The sequence below is a fragment of the Nodularia sp. LEGE 04288 genome (assembly GCF_963896525.1).
Taxonomy (GTDB): domain Bacteria; phylum Cyanobacteriota; class Cyanobacteriia; order Cyanobacteriales; family Nostocaceae; genus Nodularia.
In genome coordinates this window covers 66,865-88,654 of sequence record NZ_CAWQOY010000088.1, presented here as the reverse complement: position 1 = coordinate 88,654, position 21,790 = coordinate 66,865, and the positions used below count along the sequence as shown (strand labels likewise).

Here is a 21,790-nt window from a genome sequence, read left to right as displayed (position 1 = left end):
GTAAGAATATCACCATCCACATCACTGAAACCTGCTAATAAATCCGCCTGATTAATAATAATGGCAGTATCTTCGGGGGTGTTGCTGAGAGTTGCTGTGGGTGAACCTACAGGAGCATCATTAACAGAAGTGACAGCAAAGGTGTTGCTTTGTCCAGTCAAACTGGTTGTACCATCAGTGACATCGTAGGTGAGGGTGACAGAACCATTAAAGTCGGCGTTGGGAGTGAAGGTATAAGTCCCATTATTGTTGTTAACCAATGTGCCATTATTAGCAGTTAAGTTAGTCACAGCTAGGGGATCTCCATCCACATCACTGAAACCTGCTAATAAATCAGTCTGATTAATAATGATGGCAGTATCTTCGGCGATGTTGCTGAGAGTTGCTGTGGGTGAACCTACAGGGGGTTGGTTGGAGAAATCATCATTAGTGATGGTTCCAGTAACTGCGGTGGCGGTACCAACTGTGTAACCTGTGCCAGAAGTTAAGGTTAAAGCAACAGTTTCATCACTTTCAATGATGGCATCTGCTGTGGGGTCAATGGTAAGAGTTGCCGTAGCAGAATTAGCAGCAAAGGTAATAGTTCCAGTCGTATCTGTGAAAGTGGCTGCACCAATTTGGCTGTAGTCGTTATTGAAGGTGGCTGTACCAGCAACGCTATAATTCACAGTTAAAGCATTGGTGGTGCTTTCTGTACGAGTGAAGGTATAAACTAGGTTGGTTGTGCCATCTTCGTTGACGCTACCTGGAGATAGTGTTAGGGTAATTACAGGAGTAATATTAGCGACAATGTTACCACTGATAGTGTACTGCCCCAAACTGCCGTAATCTGTATAACCATTAACCAGAGGATCTCCTTTACCTACACCATCAATTTCGAGGTAATAGGTTCCAGCTGCTACATTTGTGTCGATATTTGCGAATAGGAAGTCTGTGGGATTGGAGGATACAATGAATGTCCCAAGGGAATCGAATAGCCTCGCTTGAATGTCTAGGTTTGGTCCGCGAGTGAAGGGATTCACGGTTAAGCTAATTGCACCAGCACCGGTGAAAAAACTATAGTAATCGATATCTGTACGACGTTCGATGATGCCATGACCACTCAATGTTGTACCAGAAACATCTAATGCCTTGGCTGTAGCAATTGTATTACCAGTATCATCTGTGCGGTAGCCGAACCCATTTTGGGTCGTAATAACGTTCAATTCATCTTCTTTAATCAATACTGGTTCTGGATTGCCACCTTCATAATAAGCATAATTAGCATACTCGCTGTTGCTCCACTGGCTTAAGTTCTTGGCTTCTCCTCCCCCCATAATTGGTGCCCAGCCAGTATCACCGCTACCTTGTCCTTCGTAATAATTATTCCCTGGTTGTTGGCTTGTTCCATCATGCTCTAGTCCTAGAGTGTGACCTACTTCATGGGAGATAGTCTCAGTCGTAAGTATCTCTTCGCCATCTGTACTCTCACTAAAAATAAAGGCGGGAGTATCACGATAGTCATTGAAAGAGCTAGAGTAGGCGACTCCTATCGTCCCTGCTGATCCGTACCAGTCCAAGCTGCTACCACCAATAACAGCACGTACACCCCAGCGAGTATCGTTAGCATCACTCTTAATCAGATCGTTAATATCTGTTGGGGCTTGGGTTGTGACATTCACATTAAAGGGGCTAAAATCTTCGGCGACACGCTGCCAAATATACTGGATTCTTTCCAGTTCAGCTGGGCTGAATAATGGATCGTTGTCTAGGCTGAAGGAAGGGGTAATAATATCAGCCCCATTATGAAACTGCTCATTCCACTGAGTCCCAGAGGTGGTATGCCCGTTGAAATCTAAATAAATTGTGTGGTTGGCTCCTGCTAGGCTGTTGAGGAGGAAAGTTTGGGATAAATCTAAAGCTCCTGAGACAGGTGCTATTGACTGTTGGGGTGGATTATTGATTCGATTTAGATCAACATCTACACCTTCGTTGATATTCGGCTGCACAGATGTGATTTCTGGTTCAGTTACGTTATTCCCTAGTGCCAACTTAGAACTAGGTGTATCTGTCTGATTCACTTCTGGGAATGCAGCACTTTCGGCTTCTGGTGTGGCAGTTGTCACAAAACGATCTGATAAATTAATTTTATTAGTGCTGGTGGGGTTGCCGATTAGACCGACATAAGCGATGCGATCGCTTGTGCTATCTCTGGTATTCAGACTGCTGTTGCTGTTATGCAGAAGAATCGACTCAACGTTCCAAGTTCTGGTTAGTGATTGATAATTCTGTAAATTATCCAAACTCAGTTGCGTATTACCTAAGTACAAATATTCTGGGGAACCGTGAGAAACGATATGTAACCTGGTAATTTGGGAATTTTGTTGTAAAACTTCCGTAATTTCCTCAATGCCATCTCGATTTGGCGAAAGAACAAATGTTTTTACTCCCTCAAGAACTCCGTTTTGTAGGCTTTTGTAGTTGGGAACGGAGGAATCAATAAAAACAACCGTATCTGTTTTAGAGAACAAAGAGTCATTTAACATTTTTATGATTTTTTCACCTGGTAATAGAATCGAATGTCTTGTTGCATTGAGGCTAGTTTTTACTAGTTCTGATGCAGACAAGTTTAAGCACGACTAACATAGTGACATATTTTACATATAGTTACTACAGTGTTTTCTCGGTTATGAGATTGATGAGCTTCTGAAGCAAGTTTGGTTTCGGGAATTCGGTTGGGTGCGATCGCAATTAGCCCCAACTCTCCTCCCAACTAGCTCAAACACAAATCTTCAATTTCTCAACTAACTGTTCCTGATGCTTTTTCCTCTTCTTCTCAAATGCGCTAAATCAATAAACCAATAAGTTTTCTCCCTAAGAGCCATTTACTGACACTCCGTAAAGCCGACAACATAGCTGCGCTGATCGCGTAGCATTGTACACGAAAGTATTAGTAAATGACTATTAGTTTCCATGAGGAAATAAGATGCCTTTGCCTTGGGCATTCTGCCTGCCTTTTTAGGTAGGTTTAAGTAAAATTTAAAAAGCAGGTTTATTCGCGATCGCTATAATTGTCTGTAGAGGAACTTCGGCAAAATAATTTTGCTGGAATTGTTCTTCGCTGATGGCGGCTAAAAATTTCTCTCCAGCTGTATCAGTAATGCCTTCTGAGTTGGTGCTGGGATTCCAACTAATGTGAAAATCACGGTCTTGTCTTGTGACTGTGAACCCCAAATCTTTTAAAGCTTCAAATCCCCAAAGTAAAGTTTGGTCACGGATGCCGAGTTTTGCTAAAAGTTGCCCGCGGGTAACTGATTGATTTGTCCGACTTAGATATTTAGCAATACCGACCAAAGTCAGCCAAATTTGCTGGGGTGGTTGATGCTGGGGTTTAGACCAGGCGATCGCTAATTGTTGATTATTATAGAGACATCGCCTTAACCATGCACGTAAATCATCCCAGTTGGTAGGACAATCAGCCATTAAAACAGCCGAATGCTGATTAATCAGTTCTGAATATTCTTGATTTCGCCAATCTAATATAATCTGAGTAGAGACGTGATTCATCGCGTCCGAATTACCCACAGCACGAACAGCAATTAATCTAATTTCATAGCGTTTTTTGAAAGTATTGTAATCTAGTTCGGCAATGCAATCACACCTACCTAGAGGCAATTCATCTTTATAGTGTCCCCACCAAATTCCAGGAAACGCGCTTTTAGTAGAATCATCCCGAATATCAAAATCGGTTTTAATGTACTGCACCTTTTTGCCTTTCCAATCCTGCTGATTCCGATGCCAAGAATTTTCAAACCAGCAGTTTTGAATTAACAGTTTTGGCACAGGGTTTCCCATTCCACAAGGTTCCAGCAGTTTGAGTTCCAAAAATAACTCTTTGCCTAAATCTGCAACAGTTACTGTTAAGTCAGCTTGTACAGTGGGCATGAGATTTGTTCCACCCAAAGATTGCCGCAACTGTTGATTAATTGCATCTGTAAATAAAGGGATATTTTCTACTAATAAGCTCAACCCGGCGGCAAAGGGATGTCCACCAAAGCTATGTAACAAATGTGCTTGCTGTTTTACTAATTGGTATAAATCGACAGAATTGACAGAACGGGCAGAACCACGGGCTAAGGAGGGAGTAGGGGTAGTATCTTGTGTTCGTTCTTCTGTACTCAATAAAATAGTGGGACGGCCTGTTTCTTGGGCTATTTGTCCAGCGACTAAACCCAATACTCCAGCTGGCCATTGGGTATCTTCTAAGACGATAACGCTGGTGGTTGATAAGTCTAGCTGAGAAAGTTTTTGTGTAACTTGTGCTTGGACATCTTTTTGTAAAGACTTGCGGCGGGTGTTAGCTAGTTCTGTCACTTCGGCTAGTTGATGACAATGTTTCAGATCCCGGCTAGTTAATAACTCGACGCAGAAACTAGCATCGCCTTGAATGCGACTCACAGCGTTAATCCGTGGCCCTAGACCGAAGGAAATATCTGTGGGGCGATCGCCATTTTTCTGACATAATTCTAATAATCGCCCTACCCCTGGCCGTCGTCTGGTTGTGACTGGCTGCTGAAAGTCGGCTTGCAATCTTTGAATACCTAATTGCGCTAAATACCGACAGTCTCCACTTAACTGCACCAAATCGGCTATTAATCCCACTGCGACTAAATCTAATAAATCGGCTAAGGGATTTTGGGGGACATTCGGTAGGGTTTGATAAAGAGCTTCAATTAATTTAAAAGCTACCGCTACCCCAGAAAGATGAAATAACTGATGTTCCTTTGGTAAATAGCGGGGGTTGATAATGGCTGTAACTGGTGGGCGTTGTTCAGGTAAGGTATGGTGGTCTGTAACTATGACATCTATACCTAACTGTTGGGCATAAACAATTTCATTAATATTTGTACTGCCTGTGTCGCAAGTTACTATTAATTTACAACCTTGTTTTTGTAAATTATCAATTCCTGGATAATTGAGTCCGTGGGATTCTTTGAGGCGATTGGGGATGTAGTAAGTTAACTGGGAATCTTGGTTGAAAAACTGTCCTAAACCATCCCATAAAACAGCCGTGGAGGTAATTCCATCAGCGTCGAAGTCTCCCCAAATGGCGATTTTATCATTGTTATTTCGTGCTTGTTGCAATCTTTCCATCGCTAGCTGCATTTCTTCGCCAAATTCAAAGGGGCTGGCTGGTTGATATGTTTTATAGTCGGTAAAGGCTGCTAATTGTTGTTCGTTTTTAATTCCTCTTTGCCATAATAATTGGGCTGCATACAATCCGCTTGATGCTGGTGTATGCTGTTTGACTATTTGGATGAACCAGTCTGGTGGTTTTTCGGGTGTTGCTATAATCCATTTCATGGAGTTTTTTAAAGCTTAGAAAGGAGGTTGGTTTTGGATTATCGAACCGCCAAGTCGCCAAGTGCGCCAAGAGAGGAGGACGTTTACTATATTTTTTTTATTAGTATTTATTGATCATTTATCTGAATTTCATTTACTAGGGGATTGAGAATTATTTCATTAGCCATTCCTTCAGGTTTACGGGTGCGAATTGCTGGACGGGTTCGCCTGTAACCGGCTCTTTCGGCTTTTTGATGTTCGTAATCAATCAGTCTGCCATAATGTTCATGTTTGCTTAAATTCATTGACAGGAAAATATGCTGGCGGATATTACCAAATCCTTTCCGGTTAAAGAATTTGACGGCTGGATTGTTGGTAGGATCTGTGTCTACTAGCATGAATCGCGCCCCGTCTTCAATCATCCGCGCGATCGCTTTATCAACTAATTTATCTGCTACTCCTCGACGCTGAAATTTCGGATTCACAGCTAGCCATAATATATAACCGTAAGTCCAGGATGCTTTGGTAATAATGGTTCCTAAAATAAACCCTGCTAATTCTCCGTCTGTTTCTGCAACCAGACAATATTCTGGATCTGTATTGTACAGTCCAATTACTTCCCATTCGTCCCAGGTGCGATATAAATAAGGATATAAATCGCTAGTAAATAGCTGTTCACCTAAGTGGTAAACTGGTGAAATATCGTCTATCCCTAATTCACGAACATAAATCAAATCAGTTTCATCAAAGCTTTTCATATAATTCTCTAGAATTCAGAGAGCTACTTCTTGAATATTGGCAAGATTTGGTAAATAATTCTGCTGATTTTCTGTGCTGGATTGCGTGCGATTGCAACGTGTGGCAAAATGACAATAATTACAATCTTGACTATTTTCCGGAACTTGAGGAAATCGTTGATCTATTTGGTAGTCTTCCAACCAGTTCGTTAATTTATTCAACAGTTGATTAAGTTTCTTAGCTGTTTGCTGATGCTGGGTAGAATTGTAATTAAATGTAATATTTTGCGGTTGACCTTCAGACTGGACAAACCAGTAAGTCATAGAAATATTTTTGGGCAAATAGTCGCTAGTTTCAGCTAATACATACAAATAAAGACGTGTTTGCCAATTCTGTTCTAACTTGCGTTTATTTTGGGGTTTAGGATAAGTTTTCCAGTCGAGAATTTGGGCTTTTTGACTATCTCCTATGAATAAATCATAAACAACTGTCAGCAAATAGTCTTGAACTTGCAGGATGCGGTAATGTTCGCTTTCACGGAAAGTTTGGGAGTCGATTGGCGTTAAAATCTCTGGTGCTGCATTGGTAAAACCTGACATCCAGCTTTGCAGTTGAGTATCCACTTCCAGAAAACTACCAATTGGTAAACCCATTTCTCGCTGTTGCATTAGCAAGTGAAACTGACTACCCAAAGTCTGGTGTTCTTCGTGTTCGGGATTTAAAGGCGTGTTGAGTTGCTCTAAGTAGGTGTGTTGGAATTTACGCGGACAAGCTTCTAGTAAGTTGAGATGTCCCTGAGATAGGCGTAATAGTGGAGTTGTTTCTGACAGCATTCTTTTATTTTAGAAGCGATCGCTCACGGAAGAAGCAGGGGAGCAGGGAGCAGGGAGCATGGGGGATTTGGAACTCCCCAGATCAAAGGGTTTCAAGGCTCTAAATTTATTTATGCGTCTGCTGTTCGCCTGACTACCTAAAGGTAAAAAATAAAAGGCGGAAGGATGAATTTTGCCTTTTCCTTCATCCCTCTACCTTTTTATATACCTGATGCTTATTTAATGTTAGCCCGTGCATCCCTGACTGCGGCAAAGAAAAATAATCCTGTGAGGGGAATGCTCAATCCGAGGATAATTGCAGTCACCTGAACGCCCAAATCTGGTTGTCCAGAAGTAAGTTCAAATACTGAACCGACGGCGGCGATCGCTGTTACGCAAGAACCACCCAGAAATAAACCGCTTTTTGGAGTTAAATACACTATTAGTTCCCTATGCTACTGGTTTCACGGCTTGATACGAGAAGCCATTTTTAGATAACTCCTGAGCCAAGGTCAAGGAATTATCCACACGATCTACAAATACCACGCCTTTGAGGTGATCCATTTCGTGCTGAATGCAGCGCGCGAGTAAGTCGTTAGCTTTGAGGGATTTGGGACGGCCGTATTCATCTTTATAGGCAATTTCTACGCCTTCGGGACGCTTTACGTCTAAATAAACGTTGGGAATGCTCAAACACCCTTCTTGGGCAACGCAGACTTCCTTACTCACCTGTTTAATGGTGGGGTTAATCAATACCAGTGGCGGATGATCTGGGTTATCTGGTTCGCAATCGATCACAATCAGTTGTTTATGAATTCCCACTTGAGGCGCAGCCAAACCAATGCCATCGCTACTGTACATAGTTTGCAGCATTTCCCGTGCCAATTGACGGATTTCATCGTCTATTTTAGTAATCCGCTTGGCATCTTGACGCAACACGCGATCGCCTAGATAGTGAAGTGTCAAGGGCGGATTTTTTAACTTTTTTTTCTCGACAGCAATTTCAGAGGGCATGATGATCAATGACTAAGTTGTGAAAATTCCTACTATTTCAATTCTATCAATCTCCCATAGACCCCTGTTGAGATGCAAAAATTCACCTGAGATATATTTTTTCATGGAGAAATAGATCACGATTATTAGGAAAATTTAGATTTTGGGGTGGTGTGTGTTTAAATTTCTGACAAAACTTGACTATCTGCTCAAAGAAACTTTCCTCGGTTTGCTGCGAGGCGGTTGGATGAATTGGGCGGCTATCAGTACCGTCACAGTGTTACTATTTCTATTTGGCTTGAGTCTGCAAACTTCTTGGCAAGTAGAAAAACTGCTGAATCAGTTCGGTAGCCAGTTAGAAGTTTCAGTTTATCTCGATCCAGATACACCAGCCCGCAGTATTGAGACATTTATAGCGCAAATGCCCGATGTAGTAGGGTTGCAAACTATTACTAAAGAACAAGCTTGGAAGAAGTTAGTCCAGGAATTAGGCATTTCCAATATTGATGGTGCTACCCAAGAGTTAGGGGATAATCCTCTGGTGGATGAGATTAAGGTCAAAGCTCGGAATTCGGAAGCTGTCCCCAATTTAGCTACCGAACTGGTTAAAATACAGGGTGTGGAAACTGTGCAGTATATAGATGAAGCAGTTAAACGCATTGCCCAGTTGCACCGGGGTTTAAACTGGATTACTTTAACAATTACTATTATTCTGACTTTAACGGCGATCGCAGTCACTACTACCACCATTCGCCTGATTGTCATGGCGCGACGGCGAGAAATTGAAATTATGCAACTGGTAGGTGCGACATCTGCTTGGATTTATCTGCCGTTTATTTTACAGGGAATTACCTTCGGTTTAGTTGGTGGTGCGATCGCTTGGAGTTTCATTTCTTTAATCCAACAGTTTATCAGCCGGACTTTAGCGAATCAACCAGATTTTATCCAATTTATTACCAACGGTTTACAACTTAGTACCGCACAGCTTTTACTATTGCCTTTAATTCTGTTAAGTTTTGGTGCAGTGGTAGGATTAATGGGCAGCTTGTTTGCTGTGCGGCGGTTTGCGAAGAATTAAAATTACAGCAATCAGGACTGGATTTATGGCAACTCAGTGGGAATCTTTACTACAAAATCTCGGTGAATGGCAAGGTTCATTTACCCGATTCTCACCCCAAGGCGCACTTTTAGAAGATATCAAAAGTGTGGTGTCTTTGTCAGGGTTAAATAATAATCAGACTATCCGCCAAATTGTCAGCCGCCAAGGGCAAGAAGATTTAGTCTTAGAATACAGTTCTCTGGCGAAGACTACGCTGTTTTTTGCCAATGGTGCTTTTTCCCAAGGTTCAATTCAGTTAGCACCGTTTACAGAATTTGGGGCGGAACTCGGTTTGATTCATGAAAATCGCCGCTTACGTCTGGTGCAACTATTTGATAAAACTGGTCAGTTAGATAAAATAACTCTGATTCGGGAATATTTAGCTGGGACTGAACCAGTAGAACGCCCATCGTTACAGATAGATGAATTATTGGGAGAATGGCAAGGTGAAGCTGTAACGATATATCCAGATTGGCGATCGCCAGATCATTACTCTACCAATTTAAAATTACAATTAGATAATACTGGGCGATTAATTCAAAGTTTAACTTTTGGCGATCGCACAATTACGTCAACTGGTACTATCCAAGGTTCTACTATTAACTTTGATCAAAATCCTCAAAAACAGGTACAAGTATTACTCCTCCCTGATGGCGCTTCTGTCACATCTCCGTTACAGGTGCAGTTGCGTCAACCTTTATTTTTAGAAGTCGGTTGGTTAATTCAGCCTAACCTGCGCCAACGCATGATTCGCAGCTACAACGATAAAGGCGAATGGGTGAGTTTGACATTAGTTACAGAAGAAAAAGTGGGCGTTGCTGATTGAAAATATGAATTAGGCTCACGCAAAGGCGCAAAGGCGCAAAGGTAGGAATAAAAATTAAGGTAATTTTGGCATTTCATACTTTAGTTCAGCAACGCCAAAAAGTGTAACTTATAGCTTCTCTAAGTCGTCTAAAGTTAGTGGTGCTTGGGCGCTATGGCGCACGTACAAAATATAAACTGTCGTATCTCGAATCGTAAACAACAATCGGTAGATGTTTTTGGATTTTCCGTACAGAAGCTGGCGGACTTCCTCTGGAAAAATCTCGTTTTCAACTGCTAAGTTACAGCGTCGCGGTTTCTCTTGTAGGGTAGCAATAGCATTCATCAATGCTCGAAACCAATGATCAGCAAATTCAGGATTACGCTCTCGATACCAGCCATAGGCTTGCTCAATCTGAGCTTCTGCAATGAAAGTAATCTCAACCTGAAATGTCATACTTTTGCTGCATTTCTTGAACAAAATCTCCAATGGGGCGAGTTTGACCAGCGTTGAGTTCCTCAAAACCTTGCTGAATACCCGCAATTGTCTCCAACTGATCAATCAATTGACGTAGTTTGCTAGAATCAATTTTACTAGGATCAAGAAAGGTAACGAGAACTTGAGTGCGATCGCTCAAGTCTTGGGGTAACTCAGTAAGTTGAATTTGCCCATTTTGATAAATGCCTTCGATGGTTTTTAGCATGAGTTGTTATGGGGTTGCTAATTCTCTCCATTCTAGTTGCTGCAAGAATTTATTCACCAGCGCTGCTAATCGCCACGGATTTCAACTAATGGTTCGCTTGTTTGCAAAATTTCTAGTGCTGCTTTGAGATCATCTGCCTCAAGATCAGGCATTTCTTCCAGTATCTGTTCGGCACTCAGTCCAGCCGCAAACAAGTCGATTACATCTGACACCCGAATTCTCATCCCCCGGATACAGGGACGACCACCACATTGATTGGGACTAACTGTAATTCTTTCAAGTAAGTTTGACATCCGGTTTTGCTGTTAATAGACTTCATCGTGTGTTCCAATGTCAAGCAGAACAATCACTTCACTATTTGTTTCCGTATCTTGTTCAATAGAGAAGACAATACGACAATCATAGCCGCAAGAGCAGGACTGAAAAGCATCAAGCTTCCCGCTCAATTTATGAGTGCCTAGTTTTGGAGCAAATACATCTGCCTCCATTTGTTGAAGAGTTTCTTCAATGCGTTGCTGGAGGTCAGCATTTCGCTTCACAAACTTGCGGAATGCCCTTTTGAATTTTGGGGTCAAAACCAACGCTCTCATGCGTCTGGCTCTTGCAAAGAATGGCGTAATGCAGTAACCACATCCTCTGCTGACTGGGGTTGAAATTTGTCTGCATGGAAATCAGCCAAGGTTTGTTGAGCATCAGCAGCAATTTCTGCCCGACGACTTTCATGGTGGCGGTTTTGCAGAATTTTGATCAGCATTTCCTGCTGTTCGTAGGGTAATTGTAAAGCGGTTTCTAGCACTTGGTCGAGGGTATTCATCTGATTTGCCTATGACCTCTGAAATAGAAAAAGATTAAGAATTTAAGTAAATTGTATCGCTATCATTAAGTTCAAGGAAAATCTCAATCTTTACATTAAATTACAACTACGTTGCAACGCTTTTTGAAGTAAAGCTTGATACTCTTCATCCCTAATACCATAAGCGCCAAATCTTTCTAAATGGGGATTCATCATTTGAGCATCAAACAGTACAAATTGCTTTTGGCGTAATCTTTCCACCAACTTAACCATAGCTACCTTTGAGCCTTCAGTAATGCGGTAAAACATCGACTCACCAATGAACGCACCGCCAATTACCAGCCCTAAAATCCCCCCAGCCAGTTCATCACCCTGCCAAGTTTCAAAACTATAAGCGTAACCATTCTGGTAAAGTAACCAGTAAATCTCTTGTAATTCTCGTGAAATCCAAGTAGTTTCGCGATTAGCACATCCAGCCACCACACCCTGAAAGTCACGATTAATCGCCACAGTAAAACGCTCTTGATTGAGAACACGCTGTAACGACTTCGGGTAGTGAAATCGCTCATCCAAAGGAATTAAAGTGCGATCGCGACTTCCGTACCATCCCAGGCCTGTATGATCATCAGCCATGAGAAAATAACCTTGAGCATAACCCCGAATAATAGCAGCGACATCATATTGCATAATTCAGCAAAATCCCAAAACCCTGAGAAAAACATCCTCAGCGTACCTTTGCGTTTCCCTCAGCGTACCTTTGCGTTTAAAAAAAGATGACCGAAGCAATTCCACCCATCACCTTACCACCCTCCAACAACCCTGATCTAGAAGGACAATGGTTGCAAGACCGATTATTACGGTGGCTAGACACAGAATTTTTACCCGAAATAGTCAATCAAAAAATCGCCCAACGTGCGGCGCAAATATTTGTCCGACAACGCATGGAAGGAGAAAACGACCTGGGATCTCTAGTTATAGCCATTGTCACAGAGATGCAGGCATTTGATTTTTCTAAAAGTTTTTATGGAGAGTTTGCGATCGCCAACGCCGTCAGCGATCTACTCTTAGACAGTCTAGGCATAGACCGTTGCTGTGGAGAATAGCTTTGCTGTGGTCATTAGTTCTTTGTCCAAACTAATGACCAACGACTACCAGCTAGACTTAACCACGCCAGGTAAAAGACCTTGATGCGCCCATTCCCGTAGCACGTTCCGAGATAGCCCAAAGTCACTGTAGACACCTCTAGGACGACCAGTTACCCAGCAGCGATTGCGGTGACGAGTCGGCGCACTATTGCGGGGTAGCTGTTGAATTTTCCGGTGAACTTCCAACTTATCCAAGGGAGATACAGCGTTTTTGAATTCTTCCAACAGCGCTTCTCGCTTGTCAGCATACTTTTCTACTAACTTGGCGCGTTTTTTTTCGCGCTCAATCATACTCTTTTTTGCCATAAACTCTCTAACAGATTTAAAGACAGCATTTTCTATCTTACCGTGTCGCCATCAATTATAGGGATATTTTATTTCCCTTGTCCTGCTCACAATGTTTTCCCAGCCGTGGGGCATAAATCACTCAGATCACAAGCCTCACAGACAGGAGAACGAGCCTTACAAACAGCACGGCCGTGATAAATCAACCGAATTGACCAATTTTCCCAATCTGGTTGGGGTAACAACTTGATTAAATCTTTCTCAATCCGAATTGGATCAGGAAATTTAGTTAAACCCAAGCGTTGGCTCAAACGCTTAACGTGAGTATCTACCGTCACCCCAGCATTAATACCATAAGCATGAGCTAGAACGACATTGCCAGTTTTGCGCGCCACACCTGGAAGCAGCAACAATTGCTCCATTTGGTTGGGAACTACAGAGTCAAAATCGCTGACAATCATCCGACAAGCCCCTTGAATATTCTTCGCCTTATTGCGATAAAAACCCGTAGAACGCACCAAATTTTCTAACTCTTCTAAGTCAGCATTAGCTAAACTAGCCGCATCAGGAAACCGCTCAAATAAAGCTGGTGTGACTTTATTGACTCGCTCATCTGTACACTGGGCGGAGAGAATAGTTGCTACGAGCAATTGGACTGGCGTTGAGTAATTCAAAGAGCAAGTTGCATCTGGATAAAGACTCTGCAAACGGGCGAGAATTTCTAAAGCCCGTTGCTTCTGAGAGGACGATTTTCGGATCACACTCACTGGAATAATTTTTGCACCCAATCTAACTGAGAAGTTAACTGACTCGTTTCTTTGACAATCAGAAAAATGCCTAGTCCTAAAAGTAGCACTAAGCCAGTTTGCATCACACCTTCTTGAATCCGGTTAGGTAATGGTTTACCACGGACAGCTTCAATCAACAGAAATGCCAGTTGTCCGCCGTCTAAAGCTGGTAAAGGCAAGATATTGATAATTGCCAAGTTAATGCTAATTAAAGCGGCAAAGAAGAACAGACCACCTGTATCATTTTGGGCAATATTGGAACCAATTTGCACAATTTTAATCGGTCCGGCTACCTGACTCGCAGTTTCGCCGAAATTAGTGATTAATTGCCCAAACCCTTTAAATGTTAGGGTGACAAGTCGCTGAAATTCGGTAGCCCCAATATTAAAGGCTGTTCCCAGATTATTCACAGGACGGCGGACAACTTCACCATTGGGAGCAAGTCCGATACCAATACTACCTCCACCTGCTTTCTCTTCAGGAATTACATTGACTGACAGCCTTTGGTCGCCACGGGCAATTTCTAGTTGCACAGACTGACCTGGACTATTTTTAATGATGTCTCTGAAAGCTTCAATTTCTTGCAGTGCTGTACCAAATTCTCTTTGATCAGCTGATAAGATGACATCTCCTGGTTTTATTCCTGCTTCGGTAGCTACAGAACTAACTTCTGGTGCTAGCTGTTGAATTAAAACTCCTGGTGCGCTGGCTTGTCCTATACCGATGAGACTCACCTGAGTTACCAAGAGGAAATAGGCAAAGATTAAGTTTGCAATGACTCCGGCGCTGATCACGATCGCCCGGTCGAAAATGGGACGGTTACGCAGCAAATTTGGGTCATTGGGGGGAATATCGCTATCTGGGTCATCATCGGGAAAGCCGACAAAACCGCCCAACGGAAAGGCGCGGATAGCATATTCGGTTTGTGGTCCTTGGTATTTCCAAAGAACTGGGCCGAATCCTAAAGAAAAGCGGTTAACGAGAATACCTTGTGAACGAGCTGCGGTGAAGTGTCCCAACTCGTGTACCAAGATCAGAACAGCCAAGACTGCGATCGCTGCTAAAATTGACATAGAGCAAATTAGTCAAAAAATTCGGATATTATTCTTATTGTAATAGTTAAGGAATGGCTAAAGAGTCTTAACCTATGCGCCGGGTTCAGGCAATAGCTGGATTGAGTCAAGCGATCGCTACGACGAGCAACACCTAAGCACTATCCGTTTCCTGTTTGCAATTCAGCTATTTTTCAGCAACAAACTCATCTACTGTCAATCCAGCAGTACGAATTAGACTACGCAAAGTTCCTTTTGCCACTTCATGATGGTCTGGAACCGAAAGTGTTACAGCCTCTCCATCTTTAACCATAATGATATGACTGCCAGTTTGACGAACAACCTGCCAACCAAAGGATTCAAAGACACGCACAACCTCACGCCCACTTAAAACTGGAATAGCAGATCCCATAACTATGCCACTACTTCAATTTGATGAGTCTCTATGGTGAGTGGCATACCTCGTTCTGCACGAACTTGAAGACAAGCGGCGATCGCATCCTCAATGTTGTTCAAGGCTTCTTCCCGCGTTTGACCTTGACTGACACACCCAGGAATACTTGGACATTCTACAATCCAAATACCGTCTTCATCTCGATCAAGTGTGACATTAAACTTCATGGTTAGGCTGGAGGGATATGATATTTAATCATACTTTACTTCAGACATTCCCACTCTTCTTCGTTAACAATAGGACTGATAATATCGCCCAAGGTTTTGCCCTTACCAGCAATAGAGGCTGGGGGAGTTCGTCGTTTTGTCGATGGGAAAGTTTCTTCTAGAATAGTGACAATCACACGAGCAGCATTAACTTGGGGCTGTTCCGATACCCATGTTACTTGACCGTTTTCATAAATAGCTTCATAACTTTTTAGCATGGTAATCCAGGTGTCATTTACCTTTGCGCTCTCTCATTATAATTTAGGAGAACTGACAAATTAGCATTTGTGCAATGTCTACGACGAGCAACACCTAAGCACTAACCCACTACTCGAATTTCTATTCCCACACTCAGGCTACCCCATAAGCGATCAGTGGTGAGAACAGGTTGGTTAAGAAAAATACCTAATGCCAGACAAGCGCGATCGCCAAATGAAAGTCCGATTGATTTAGTAGCTGGACGCATCATTCCAGCCTTCAATGCTTGTTCTTCATTAAAAGGAATAACTTCAAGATTTAGATTGCCAAGAATTTGCCTAATATCTTCTGCCGGGATTCCTGCTTCTGCTAACTTGGCTATAACCTCGGATAAGTGGACAGCACTAATAGCTGCATTGCCAATGAACTGCGAAATTTCTTCGCTACCAGTTTCTTGATTGAGCAAAGCTAAAACAGCAGATGCATCCATGACAACCTCACTCACTCAAAGCCTCCAATCTTCGCTCCTGAATCAACTCTTCAGAAAGTTTTTTATTAGCAGGAATATATTGCCTGAAAAGATTTTGAGCATTTTTGACAGATATTTGAACTCGCTCATCGATTGGTTTTTCCTCTAGCACAAGCACAGCATTATATTCACCCACTGGCATATCTACTGGAGAATTGACTAACAATTTGCCATCGCTGGTTATGGTGACAATTATTTCTAATGTTTTCATAGTGAACTTATCTAGTTAGTCAGCCTAATAATTATATAAAAAATACCATGCCGCCTCAAGTTCTGTGCTTTAGCGATCGCACTATCCCAGAGAAAATCCCAACTCACCACTCTAACACTGGATCACACTCCTCAATCGGCGTTCCTTGTTAAGGAATGGCTAAAGAGTCTTAACCCATGCGCCGCTAGTTTCACTTGAAGGGAATATACTCAACGGCATTGATCCATTCCTCAATATCTGAAGCCTTTGCTATCAATTCTAAATCTTTAACGAATTGACCAATTGTGCCACCCAGTTGATGTCCAAAAATTAATCCTGAAAACTGTTTTCCTGCTATTTGCCAAGTTTCAGCTAAGACCCGAAAACGGATGTCTTGGGTAAATAGGACTAGTTTAAGTTCAGTCACTCTCTCTAATAATTTATCATCAGGGAGTTCTTGCGTATCATCGTCCAAAGCGGTTAAAACATCTATACCCCGACGACGCAATTGTGATGTGATAGCTTCAGGGACATGAACATCCATATATAGAGAAATAGGCACTTACAGCAGTCCTTTTGCTTTCATTCTGCTGTAAAAAGGGGATTGTACTGATGGGTTCTTGGTTTCTTGAACTTGTTCCCATTCTTCCCTAATTTCTTGGTCAACCTCTTCTTGGTGGTCAAAATAATAACCCATAGCCGCATGAGCTTCAGCGTGGCTTAAATAAGGATGTTGGCGACACATTTCTTCTACTGACCAACCATAGGCAAGATAGTCCATAACGATTTGCGCTACTCTAATCCGAGGAAAACGCTGTAATCTTGCCGGCTGATGCTCATTTTTTTCGATATGTGGATAACTCAGAGCTAACATATTATTTCATCTAGCTAAGTTGCCATATTTTTATAGTATAGGCTTGACTGCCTAAATCTCGTAATTTTTTAGCATGGTAATCCAGGTGTCATTTACCTTTGCGTTCTCTCATTATAGTTTGGCAGGACTAACAAGTTAGCACTGGTGCGATCGCTACGACTGGCTACGCACTGCTCCATCTACTCTATATAGTCCAATTTTCTGTTACTAAACCTGGAATTTTGCCGAAGTCACCAATATTTCGGGTCAATAATACTAAATTACGAGATATAGCGATCGCGGCAATTCTTAAATCCATCGTAGCAATTCTAACTTTTTGTTCTCGCAATTCCTCAAATACTGCGATCGCCCCAGCATCAAATGGTAAGATGGGAGCAGTTGCAAAACTTTCTAGAATCTCTAATAAAAGTGTATATCCGCGAGTAATATCCCGATTTGTCTGGGAACGATTGATGAAATTATGAGCACCAAGGACTTGCTCATGAAAACTAACCACCGATAAAGCAAAATCAGTGATTGGGTGTTGAGCCATCCTCAAGGTTAATCGACTAAACTCTGAACTAGAACGACGCTGTAAAAAACTGATGTGATCGGTATCAAGCAGATATTTCACCCTTAATCGTCATCCTCATTAACAGGTTTATCAGACTGACGAAAAGCACGTCCATATTCTAAAGCTTCCAGAAAAGCCTCCTCATCAGATACAGAACCAATGAGTTTTTCTAGCCAGTTCTCAGATATAGGCTTACTTTCAAGTTTATGCTGGAGGTCAAAAACCGCTTGTTCAAGAGTATTTAAACGTCGTTCAAGAGTTGCTTCGTCTAACATGGCTTCTCCTTTAATACATTGGTAATCCAGGTGTCATTTACCTTTACGCTCTCTCATTATAGTTTTGCAGGAGTAACAAGTTAGCACTGGTGCGATCGCTACGACTGTCTACACCTACGCACTTTCAATGTCTGGTAGTTTGTGACCGTATTTCTCGGCTGTTTCCAACCATAATTTTCTCGCAATTATCAATTTTTGTAACGTTTCTTCTAAAGTTTCACCTTGTGTTAAACATCCGCGTAAAGCTGGAATTTCAGCCACAAAACCACCTTCATCACAATTAAATATTCAGATGCTTTCATTATTTTAGCAATGTCATTTTTGGGATTATTTAATCCGAGATGAACAAGATTTTATGGTACAGTGTGATTACATCCATTATCATCCTTTCAAACATTGATTATCTGTAAATCCGCAAGATTGGCAGTTTTCAAGTATTCATAGATTTATTGAATAGGGAGTTTATCCTCCGAATTATGGAGTTGATGTAATTCTCGATATACAATCAAGCGATTTGTACGATTTCTAAATTCGTAGGGTGTGTTAGCGATAGCGTAACGCACCGATTAAATATCAATAAAAGATGGTGCGTTACATTTCATTAACGCACCCTACAAGATGAGCTTCATGAATTTTTTGTTTTTCTTCTAGATACATACCATATCCGAAACCTATACTCAGCATGATATAACTCAACTGCAAACAAGAACCAAATTAAAAACATAGCACTTATAATATCTGATGCTTCATAACCTTTTTTCATCAAAGTGCCTATAATTAATTCACTCTTGGGAATTAGTGCAAGAAATGGTACATACGTTATTGCAGCAGGTAAAGTAGCGAATACAGAAATAACAAAACCTAAAATAATTGTTTGCCAATTTCTAAACTTAAGCCATTGAGGAGGATTACTCCAAAATATTTTCAGCAATAGTAAATATAATCCTATCAAACTTAGATATATAACTAAAGATAATAATAAAAATAATAAAACAGGAAATAGAAGAAAGTAAGAGTCTGGAACTTGATTAACTAAAAGTTTTAAATATAAAAATAGAAAGTGATATATTTCAACAATTCCTACAATGGCTCCCATAAATGTTGGGATAGAAAGACCTAAAGCTCTCCAAATACATATTCCAATAATTTTAAGCTCACGACCAAAAAATATCCAGTAACTAATATAAAATACTGCAATTACAATCAGGTTTATAATAGACATTTAGTTACTCCTGTATATACTTTTTTAAAAATTAAGTATTGATAAAAGTAGCTATGTCAGTCAATTACAGCTTCATCAATAATTAATTTATCATACATACTATAAATTCAGTATGCTTTAAGTAAATTTACTGTAGAGACGCACCCTAAACGCCTCTACAAAAATCTAAACTACAAAACCTCCCTATCCAAATAAGGTTGCAACACCTCCGGTATTTTAACCGTCCCATCTGGTTGCTGATAATTCTCCAAAATCGCCGCCATAGTTCTGCCCACAGCTAAACCAGAACCGTTTAAAGTATGGACAAACTGCGTCCCCTTCTTACCAGCTTCCTTAAAGCGAATATCCGCCCGACGTGCTTGGAAATCAACACAATTAGAACAACTGGAAATTTCTCGATACTTCCCAGAAGAAGGCAACCATACTTCTAAATCATAAGTTTTCGTTGCCCCAAAACCTAAATCAGCAGTACATAAATTAATTACCCGATAAGGTAACTTTAAAGCTTGTAAAATTGCTTCGGCATTGACTACCAATTTTTCTAATTCATCAAAAGAAGAACTGGGATGAACAACTTTCACCAACTCAACTTTATTGAATTGATGCAGACGAATTAAACCCCGCATATCTCGCCCATAACTTCCCGCTTCTCGACGAAAACAGGGAGTATAAGCACAGTGATAAATTGGTAACTCTTCCGCAGCTAAAATTTCTCCCCGGTAAAGGTTAGTTACGGGAACTTCTGCTGTGGGTATCAACCACAATTCATCATCAGCACATTTAAAACTTTCTTCCGCAAACTTCGGTAACTGACCGGTTCCGGTTAAAGCATCAGTATTGACTAACAAAGGCGGACTAACTTCTACATAGCCGGCTTCGGTTTGCGTCTTCAGCATAAACTGAATTAATGCCCTTTCTAAAGCCGCACCCGCACCAACGAGAGTCACAAATCGACTTTGGGCAACTTTCACAGCTCGCTCAAAGTTGAGAATCCCCATTTTTTCGCCGATTTCCCAATGGGGAATAATCTTCGGGTTTTGCGGGAGATATTCATCACCCCAGCGTCGCACCTCTTGATTATCATTTTCACTTGTGCCTAGAGGTGTGAACTCACTGGGTAAATTAGGAAGTGCTAACACCAGGTGCTCAATTTCGGCTTTGATGATTTTTTCTTGGGGTTCCAGTTCACTTAATTCAGCTTTAACAGAGTTACCTTCGTCCCGCAAGGCTTGAATTTCTGGAGATTGAGAATCAGTACCAGATTTAATCTTTTGTCCTACAAGCTTACCAATTTCGTTACTGCGGGCTTGAAGTTTACTGCGTGTCCCTTCTAGTTCTCGTTGCTGCTTGTCTAACTGTAAAATCGGTTCAATGTCGTATTTACCACTACGACTGTTCAAGCGTTCTTGGATTAATTGGGGATTTTCCCGTATTTGCTTAATATCCAGCACAGATTTTTCTCGGTTTTTTGCCTAGGGTCTTCTTGCCAAAACATCAGCATATCCTGATTTTGGCTTGCTATAACAGGTATTGCCAATACAAAAATTTCGCTCTGCCAATCTTGTCAAAGCTACAAAATTCCATATTAATTCTACTTCTGACGAAACCTTTCAAGTCCGGGTAATGCGATTAAGCAGCCAAATGGACACTACAAGCCCTGCAAAGTGGGCTGAGACAGTATTGATATTTGCCTGTACGACAAGCATATCTAGACCGCTAATAATCCGCGTGGGGTCAAATAATTGAGTAGTTGCTGCTTGGGGAGATATAGACCTGGCTACCAATGTCCCCACGATCGCTTGTGAACCCAATAAGGTCACGAGCATTCCGACTAAATTAATCCACAGTCCCAGGCGTAGTACTTGCAAGCTCTCACTTTTTCGAGGGCGGTTACTGGGATTTGAGGATTGCAATTGGTTACCAATTCTGGTATATCGAAAAGCTATATAAATGCCGCCACCTAAAATCAGAATTCCGCAAACTGCTAAAAATACGCCAAACCCACTCCCAGGATTATTGCCTGTGCTATTTCGTTGCTGACTAAAGATGGCAAATAGCAGCACAATAATGGCAGAAACAACACCGAGGACTAATTGAATCCAAAAGCTAATCCAACCTGTCATCCGAAAGGTTTGGGCGATCGCGCGGAGAGTAGATGAAGACGATGGGCTGTCGGGGTTTTGTGACATACTGATCACCAATGTGCTAAGGACTTGTTAAATTTAATATCACACTTACAGATGGGATATGAGGATCTCAAGTCCAGATAGTCAGTGTTCAATGCTGATTTGATTGTGTCTACAAGCATATAGGTTTTCATCCCGACTTTTCACATGGCTGAATTTCTCAGGTTTTTTACTGGGATAATCACCGTAAAACAAAGTGTTTATTAACTTTTGCAGACAAAACGGCATTTTGCTTGTAGAATTTCTTCGATGGCATTTTATGCTTAGGCAGTTCTAAGCAGTTTGGCATCACTTGACACCTGGAAGGTGTCCAGGCGATCGCGCTTCGCGCAGTGCCGGGCAATCGCGTTAATTGCTCCTCTCCACAATACCTATAACTTGGGTAGGAGCGTAATTTTTGGCGCTCCACTGGCACATTAGTCCTGCGACTTTAGCCGTGTGGGTAATTTTTGTCATGTTTACCCTGGAAAAACCCTGCCAAAGTAGCCAGAGATAACTGCTTATTTTCTAGTAGCACTATATACTGTCTACCAGGATTGTAGATACCACTATTATCAGGCATTTTTTA

The 21,790-nt window shown here is 41.6% G+C and carries 32 protein-coding genes; 3 read left to right on the top strand and 29 right to left on the bottom strand.

Annotated elements, in window-relative coordinates:
- The 6 genes from AACX33_RS06310 to def all read right to left on the bottom strand — a co-directional run.
- Positions 1–2,525 (bottom strand): cadherin-like domain-containing protein (locus AACX33_RS06310; RefSeq protein WP_227788883.1); only part of this gene is annotated, 2,525 nt, incomplete at its 3' end.
- Positions 2,526–3,018: 493 nt separating this feature from the next.
- Positions 3,019–5,343 (bottom strand): single-stranded-DNA-specific exonuclease RecJ, encoded by a 2,325-nt coding sequence (gene recJ / locus AACX33_RS06305; RefSeq protein ID WP_193997025.1) that lies wholly within the window; start codon positions 5,341–5,343, stop codon positions 3,019–3,021.
- A 107-nt stretch (positions 5,344–5,450) separates the two neighbouring features.
- Complete coding sequence (locus AACX33_RS06300) at positions 5,451–6,080, bottom strand: GNAT family N-acetyltransferase (protein ID WP_193997026.1); 630 nt, start codon at positions 6,078–6,080, stop codon at positions 5,451–5,453.
- 15 nt (positions 6,081–6,095) lie between these two features.
- Positions 6,096–6,893, bottom strand: coding sequence for a PD-(D/E)XK nuclease family protein (locus tag AACX33_RS06295; protein WP_193997027.1), 798 nt, complete (start codon positions 6,891–6,893; stop codon positions 6,096–6,098).
- A gap of 215 nt (positions 6,894–7,108) precedes the next feature.
- Positions 7,109–7,312, bottom strand: a complete 204-nt coding sequence (locus AACX33_RS06290; protein WP_193997028.1) for a hypothetical protein — start codon at positions 7,310–7,312, stop codon at positions 7,109–7,111.
- Between the two features lie 10 nt (positions 7,313–7,322).
- Positions 7,323–7,886: a peptide deformylase gene (gene def / locus AACX33_RS06285; RefSeq protein WP_193997029.1), complete on the bottom strand. Its 564-nt coding sequence runs from the start codon at positions 7,884–7,886 to the stop codon at positions 7,323–7,325.
- Positions 7,887–8,040: 154 nt separating this feature from the next.
- On the opposite strand from def, the gene AACX33_RS06280 reads away from it, so the two are divergent.
- Entirely contained in the window at positions 8,041–8,943 is a 903-nt protein-coding gene (locus AACX33_RS06280; RefSeq protein ID WP_193997030.1) for a permease-like cell division protein FtsX, read from the top strand.
- Between the two features lie 25 nt (positions 8,944–8,968).
- Positions 8,969–9,790 (top strand): DUF3598 family protein, encoded by an 822-nt coding sequence (locus AACX33_RS06275; protein ID WP_193997031.1) that lies wholly within the window; start codon positions 8,969–8,971, stop codon positions 9,788–9,790.
- Between the two features lie 108 nt (positions 9,791–9,898).
- Here the strand turns inward: AACX33_RS06275 and AACX33_RS06270 are convergent, their stop codons facing one another.
- From AACX33_RS06270 to aat, 6 genes are all read right to left on the bottom strand, one after another.
- Positions 9,899–10,225 carry a type II toxin-antitoxin system RelE/ParE family toxin gene (locus tag AACX33_RS06270; RefSeq protein WP_193997032.1) on the bottom strand — a complete coding sequence of 109 codons (327 nt, stop codon included), beginning with the start codon at positions 10,223–10,225 and terminating at the stop codon, positions 9,899–9,901.
- Positions 10,209–10,472 (bottom strand): hypothetical protein, encoded by a 264-nt coding sequence (locus tag AACX33_RS06265; RefSeq protein ID WP_193997033.1) that lies wholly within the window; start codon positions 10,470–10,472, stop codon positions 10,209–10,211. The genes AACX33_RS06270 and AACX33_RS06265 overlap by 17 nt, the downstream gene beginning before the upstream one ends.
- Positions 10,473–10,537: 65 nt before the next feature.
- The gene (locus tag AACX33_RS06260; RefSeq protein ID WP_193997034.1) at positions 10,538–10,765 is read right to left on the bottom strand and encodes a DUF433 domain-containing protein; all 228 of its coding nucleotides are present in this window, start codon (positions 10,763–10,765) and stop codon (positions 10,538–10,540) included.
- A 12-nt stretch (positions 10,766–10,777) separates the two neighbouring features.
- A complete protein-coding gene (locus tag AACX33_RS06255) occupies positions 10,778–11,062 on the bottom strand; it encodes a type II toxin-antitoxin system RelE/ParE family toxin (protein WP_193997035.1) in 285 nt (94 codons plus the stop codon).
- Positions 11,059–11,286: a hypothetical protein gene (locus tag AACX33_RS06250; protein ID WP_193997036.1), complete on the bottom strand. Its 228-nt coding sequence runs from the start codon at positions 11,284–11,286 to the stop codon at positions 11,059–11,061. Before AACX33_RS06250 ends, AACX33_RS06255 begins: the two co-directional genes overlap by 4 nt.
- Positions 11,287–11,376: 90 nt before the next feature.
- Positions 11,377–11,952 carry a leucyl/phenylalanyl-tRNA--protein transferase gene (gene aat, locus AACX33_RS06245; RefSeq protein WP_193997037.1) on the bottom strand — a complete coding sequence of 192 codons (576 nt, stop codon included), beginning with the start codon at positions 11,950–11,952 and terminating at the stop codon, positions 11,377–11,379.
- An 86-nt stretch (positions 11,953–12,038) separates the two neighbouring features.
- Between aat and AACX33_RS06240 the strand changes: the two genes are divergently transcribed.
- Entirely contained in the window at positions 12,039–12,368 is a 330-nt protein-coding gene (locus AACX33_RS06240) for a hypothetical protein (RefSeq protein WP_089091199.1), read from the top strand.
- 45 nt (positions 12,369–12,413) lie between these two features.
- On the opposite strand, the gene rpsN is transcribed toward AACX33_RS06240, so the two are convergent.
- The 17 genes from rpsN to AACX33_RS06155 form a co-directional block, all read right to left on the bottom strand.
- Positions 12,414–12,716, bottom strand: a complete 303-nt coding sequence (gene rpsN / locus AACX33_RS06235; RefSeq protein ID WP_193997038.1) for a 30S ribosomal protein S14 — start codon at positions 12,714–12,716, stop codon at positions 12,414–12,416.
- 86 nt (positions 12,717–12,802) lie between these two features.
- Positions 12,803–13,483 (bottom strand): endonuclease III, encoded by a 681-nt coding sequence (gene nth / locus AACX33_RS06230; RefSeq protein ID WP_193997039.1) that lies wholly within the window; start codon positions 13,481–13,483, stop codon positions 12,803–12,805.
- Entirely contained in the window at positions 13,459–14,556 is a 1,098-nt protein-coding gene (gene rseP / locus AACX33_RS06225; protein ID WP_193997040.1) for an RIP metalloprotease RseP, read from the bottom strand. Before rseP ends, nth begins: the two co-directional genes overlap by 25 nt.
- Positions 14,557–14,722: 166 nt before the next feature.
- Entirely contained in the window at positions 14,723–14,947 is a 225-nt protein-coding gene (locus tag AACX33_RS06220) for a type II toxin-antitoxin system HicA family toxin (protein ID WP_193997041.1), read from the bottom strand.
- 2 nt (positions 14,948–14,949) lie between these two features.
- A complete protein-coding gene (locus AACX33_RS06215) occupies positions 14,950–15,156 on the bottom strand; it encodes a type II toxin-antitoxin system HicB family antitoxin (protein ID WP_193997042.1) in 207 nt (68 codons plus the stop codon).
- Between the two features lie 35 nt (positions 15,157–15,191).
- A complete protein-coding gene (locus AACX33_RS06210; protein WP_089091194.1) occupies positions 15,192–15,413 on the bottom strand; it encodes a hypothetical protein in 222 nt (73 codons plus the stop codon).
- Positions 15,414–15,514: 101 nt separating this feature from the next.
- Complete coding sequence (locus AACX33_RS06205; protein ID WP_193997043.1) at positions 15,515–15,898, bottom strand: PIN domain-containing protein; 384 nt, start codon at positions 15,896–15,898, stop codon at positions 15,515–15,517.
- Complete coding sequence (locus AACX33_RS06200; protein ID WP_193997044.1) at positions 15,891–16,133, bottom strand: hypothetical protein; 243 nt, start codon at positions 16,131–16,133, stop codon at positions 15,891–15,893. The genes AACX33_RS06205 and AACX33_RS06200 overlap by 8 nt, the downstream gene beginning before the upstream one ends.
- A gap of 190 nt (positions 16,134–16,323) precedes the next feature.
- A complete protein-coding gene (locus tag AACX33_RS06195) occupies positions 16,324–16,674 on the bottom strand; it encodes a DUF5615 family PIN-like protein (protein WP_193997045.1) in 351 nt (116 codons plus the stop codon).
- Positions 16,675–16,986 carry a DUF433 domain-containing protein gene (locus AACX33_RS06190; protein WP_193997046.1) on the bottom strand — a complete coding sequence of 104 codons (312 nt, stop codon included), beginning with the start codon at positions 16,984–16,986 and terminating at the stop codon, positions 16,675–16,677.
- A 184-nt stretch (positions 16,987–17,170) separates the two neighbouring features.
- Positions 17,171–17,599, bottom strand: coding sequence for a PIN domain-containing protein (locus AACX33_RS06185; protein WP_193997047.1), 429 nt, complete (start codon positions 17,597–17,599; stop codon positions 17,171–17,173).
- A 2-nt stretch (positions 17,600–17,601) separates the two neighbouring features.
- Positions 17,602–17,814, bottom strand: coding sequence for a transferase hexapeptide repeat containing protein (locus AACX33_RS06180; protein WP_193997048.1), 213 nt, complete (start codon positions 17,812–17,814; stop codon positions 17,602–17,604).
- 114 nt (positions 17,815–17,928) lie between these two features.
- Complete coding sequence (locus tag AACX33_RS06175) at positions 17,929–18,102, bottom strand: type II toxin-antitoxin system HicB family antitoxin (RefSeq protein WP_193997524.1); 174 nt, start codon at positions 18,100–18,102, stop codon at positions 17,929–17,931.
- A 337-nt stretch (positions 18,103–18,439) separates the two neighbouring features.
- Positions 18,440–19,036, bottom strand: a complete 597-nt coding sequence (locus tag AACX33_RS06170) for a hypothetical protein (protein ID WP_193997049.1) — start codon at positions 19,034–19,036, stop codon at positions 18,440–18,442.
- A gap of 170 nt (positions 19,037–19,206) precedes the next feature.
- On the bottom strand, positions 19,207–20,487 hold the full coding sequence (gene serS / locus AACX33_RS06165; protein WP_193997050.1) for a serine--tRNA ligase: 1,281 nt from the start codon (positions 20,485–20,487) through the stop codon (positions 19,207–19,209).
- A gap of 159 nt (positions 20,488–20,646) precedes the next feature.
- On the bottom strand, positions 20,647–21,225 hold the full coding sequence (locus AACX33_RS06160; protein ID WP_193997051.1) for a DUF3611 family protein: 579 nt from the start codon (positions 21,223–21,225) through the stop codon (positions 20,647–20,649).
- A gap of 427 nt (positions 21,226–21,652) precedes the next feature.
- Positions 21,653–21,784: a hypothetical protein gene (locus AACX33_RS06155; RefSeq protein ID WP_265338630.1), complete on the bottom strand. Its 132-nt coding sequence runs from the start codon at positions 21,782–21,784 to the stop codon at positions 21,653–21,655.
- Positions 21,785–21,790: the final 6 nt, after the last annotated feature.